Origin of the sequence: Mesorhizobium sp. M4A.F.Ca.ET.050.02.1.1 (genome assembly GCF_003997725.1) — a bacterium.
GTDB lineage: Bacteria > Pseudomonadota > Alphaproteobacteria > Rhizobiales > Rhizobiaceae > Mesorhizobium.
The window spans coordinates 1-3,408 of the sequence record NZ_RZSG01000657.1; the positions used below are offsets into that span (position 1 = coordinate 1).

The window sequence follows — 3,408 nt, forward strand, 5'->3', positions numbered from 1 at the left end:
GGTCTGCTGCTGGACCGGCGCCGGCCGGCTTTCCGCGACCGGGGCGGCAGGACGGCTGACCGGCTTCTGCGGTGCGGCACGGATCGAGATCGGTGCCGCGGCGATTTCGGCCGCCGACTTGTCGATACCGGTGGCGACCACCGAGACGCGGATTACGCCTTCCAGCTCCTCGTCGAAGGTGGCGCCGAGGATGATGTTGGCGTCCTGATCGACCTCTTCGCGTATGCGGGTCGCGGCTTCGTCGACCTCGAACAGGGTGAGGTCGCGGCCGCCGGTGATCGAGATCAGCAGGCCCTTGGCGCCCTTCATCGAGGTCTCGTCGAGCAGCGGGTTGGCGATCGCTGCCTCGGCGGCGGCCATGGCGCGGCCCTCGCCCGAAGCTTCGCCCGTGCCCATCATCGCCTTGCCCATCTCGCGCATCACCGAGCGGACGTCGGCGAAGTCGAGGTTGATCAGGCCTTCCTTGACCATCAGGTCGGTGATGCAGGCGACACCCGAGTAGAGCACCTGGTCGGCCATGGCGAAGGCATCAGCGAAGGTGGTCTTGTCGTTGGCCAGCCTAAACAGGTTCTGGTTGGGAATGACGATGAGCGTGTCGACGCATTTCTGCAGTTCCTCGATGCCCAAGTCGGCCGTCTTCATGCGGCGCTGGCCCTCGAAGTGGAACGGCTTGGTGACGACGCCGACGGTGAGAATGCCCTTCTCGCGCGCGGCGCGGGCGACTACCGGGGCAGCGCCGGTGCCGGTGCCGCCGCCCATGCCGGCGGTGACGAAGCACATATGGGTATTGGAGAGGTGATCGATGATCTCATCGATGCATTCCTCCGCCGCCGCGCGGCCGACCTCCGGCTGCGAGCCGGCGCCGAGACCCTCGGTGACATGCGCGCCAAGCTGGATCAGCCGTTCCGCCTTCGACATGGTCAGCGCCTGCGCATCGGTGTTCGCCACCACGAACTCGACACCGCGCAAGCCGGCGGTGATCATGTTGTTGACCGCATTGCCGCCGCCGCCGCCTACACCAAACACGGTGATGCGTGGCTTCAGCTCGGTGATGTCCGGCTTTTGCAGATTGATGGTCATTGTCTCCGTCTTTTCCCTTTCCCGCCGCTTCGCCGCTGCGGCCGCCTATGGGGCTGTCCCCGTCAATTTTAGAAACTGTCTCTCAACCACTGACTCATGCGATGCAGTTTTCCACCCGTTCCAGTCATCCTGAGACCGGAAATTCCTTTCACCGAATGGCTCTCGAAGCTCGCCATCTGCGGATAGATCAAAAGCCCGACCGGGGTCGAGAACGCCGGCCCCTTGGCCGCCTCCGGCAGGCCCGCCACGCCGAGCGGGCGGCCGATGCGCACATTGCGGCCGAGGATGCGGCGCGCTGCTTCCGGCAGACCGGAAAGCTGGCTGGCGCCGCCGGTGAGCACAACGCGCTTGCCGACGGCATTGCCGTAGCCGGACTTGTTCAGCCGGTCGCGCAAAAGCTCCAGCGTCTCGTCGATACGGGCGCGAATGATGCGCGTCATCATCGAGCGCGGTATCTGCAAGGGCACCTCGCCTTCCTCGCCGATCGGCTGAATCGAGACGAGGTCGCGATCGTCCGCGCTGCCGGGCAGCGCCGAACCGTGCATCACCTTCAGCCGCTCGGCGGCATCGAGAGAGGTCGACAGGCCCTTGGCCATGTCGAGCGTTACATGATTGCCGCCGATAGCGATGGCGTCGCCATGAACGAACTTGCCTTCCGCGAACACTGAGATCGTCGTCGTACCGCCACCCATGTCGATGCAGGCGGCGCCCATCTCGAGCTCATCGTCGACGAGTGCGGCAAGTCCACTGGCATAGGGGGTTGCCACCATGCGCTCGACCGAGAGATGCGAACGGTTGATGCAGAGCTCCAGGTTGCGCAGCGGCGCGGAATCGCCTGTCAGCACATGCATGTCGACGCCCAGCGTGTCGCCGACCATGCCGCGTGGATCGCGCACGCCGCGCTCGGCGTCGAGCGAGAAGCCGACTGGAAGCGAATGGATCACCTCACGCTCGGCCTTCAACGCCTGCTTGGCACCGGCGGCAAGCACGCGCTTGATGTCGGCCTCGTCGGCCTGATGGCCGCCGAGATTGATCGTGGCCGAGAAGGTCTCGCTCTTCAGCCTTCCGGCGGTCATGTTGACGATCAGCGAATCCACCGTCAGCCCGGCCATGCGCTCAGCGGCGTCGACGGCCAGACGGATGGCATGCTCGGCGCGGTCGAGATCGACGACCACGCCCGACTTCACGCCTTGCGATTTCTGGTGGCCGATGCCGATCACCTGGATGCGATGCGAGCGCCCGCGCAAAAGCTTGCCGTCCTCACGCGGCTTCAGCTTCGCCACCACACAGCAAACCTTGCTCGAGCCGACGTCGAGCACCGTCAGCGTGCCGGACCGGCGCGAGGAGGCGTCGCTGTTGCCGCCAAGCCAGCTCATATCTTCGTCTCCGGCTTGCGCTTCAGATTCTGCGGCTTTTCGTTGAGCGTGGCCTCGCGCTGCGTCGCCGCCTCCGGCGTCAACTGCACGACGAGGCGGTCGGACAGGCGCATGTCGACGGCTGCGATGTCGCGCGTCAGAAGGCCGTTGTCGCGGTCCATCCTGACCAGTTCGGCGATCGCCTGGTCTTCGCCGTCTTCCGGCAACTTAACCGTGATGCCGTTCTCCAGCTTCAGGTCCCAGCGCCGCTCGCCGACGCGGATATAGCCTTTGACTCGCGCCGCAAGCTCGGGATAGCGCTTCACCTTGGCAAGGAAGTCCGGCGCCGTGGCTGGCGCGCCGGTGCCGATGATCAGCGGCAGCAGCGCCTGCTTGCCGCCTGAGAACGGGGCGATGACCTGGCCGTCGCGCTCGATGACCGAAAGCGAATTGCCCTGCTGCCAGAGCGCGAAAGGCTCACGCTCCTCGACGCGCACTTCCAGCGTATGCGGATAGACCTTGCGTACCGCCGCGACCTCGACCCAGGGTAGCGTCCTGATCCGCTCGCGCGCGGCCTCGGCATCGAATCCGATCAGCGAGGTCCAGCCGTCAAGCTCGAGCCGGTCCAGTATGTCGATCTCGGAGGTCTCGCGGTTGCCAACCACCTTGATCTGATCGACTGCGAAACCGGTGCGCGCCGTGATGCCCTGAACGACGCCGTCGATCTGCCCGCCAAGATAGGCGCCGTAGGCGCTGCCGGACCCAATCAGCACAGCCGAAAGGATCGCAGCGGAGAAAGGCGGGGCGGTGAATTCACCACCGCCGAGGCGCACCAGGACGCGCACCGGCCGGCGAAACATGCGCGGCAACACGAAATGGTCGAACGACAATGGCAGACCGAACAGCGCCGGCCCGGCGCCCGCCCCCTTGCCCTGTCCCCACCTCAACGCAGACACGAAGCGTCCTCCACCAT

3 protein-coding genes are annotated in these 3,408 nt (G+C 65.7%); all 3 read right to left on the minus strand.

The features are described from left to right. A partial coding sequence (ftsZ, locus tag EOA33_RS28805) for a cell division protein FtsZ (RefSeq protein ID WP_127407186.1) occupies positions 1 to 1,080 on the minus strand: 1,080 nt, incomplete at its 3' end. A 68-nt stretch (positions 1,081 to 1,148) separates the two neighbouring features. After that, positions 1,149 to 2,456 carry a cell division protein FtsA gene (ftsA, locus tag EOA33_RS28810; RefSeq protein WP_126053902.1) on the minus strand — a complete coding sequence of 436 codons (1,308 nt, stop codon included), beginning with the start codon at positions 2,454 to 2,456 and terminating at the stop codon, positions 1,149 to 1,151. Next, positions 2,453 to 3,391, minus strand: a complete 939-nt coding sequence (locus EOA33_RS28815; RefSeq protein WP_127407187.1) for a cell division protein FtsQ/DivIB — start codon at positions 3,389 to 3,391, stop codon at positions 2,453 to 2,455. Before EOA33_RS28815 ends, ftsA begins: the two co-directional genes overlap by 4 nt. Positions 3,392 to 3,408 lie beyond the last annotated feature (17 nt).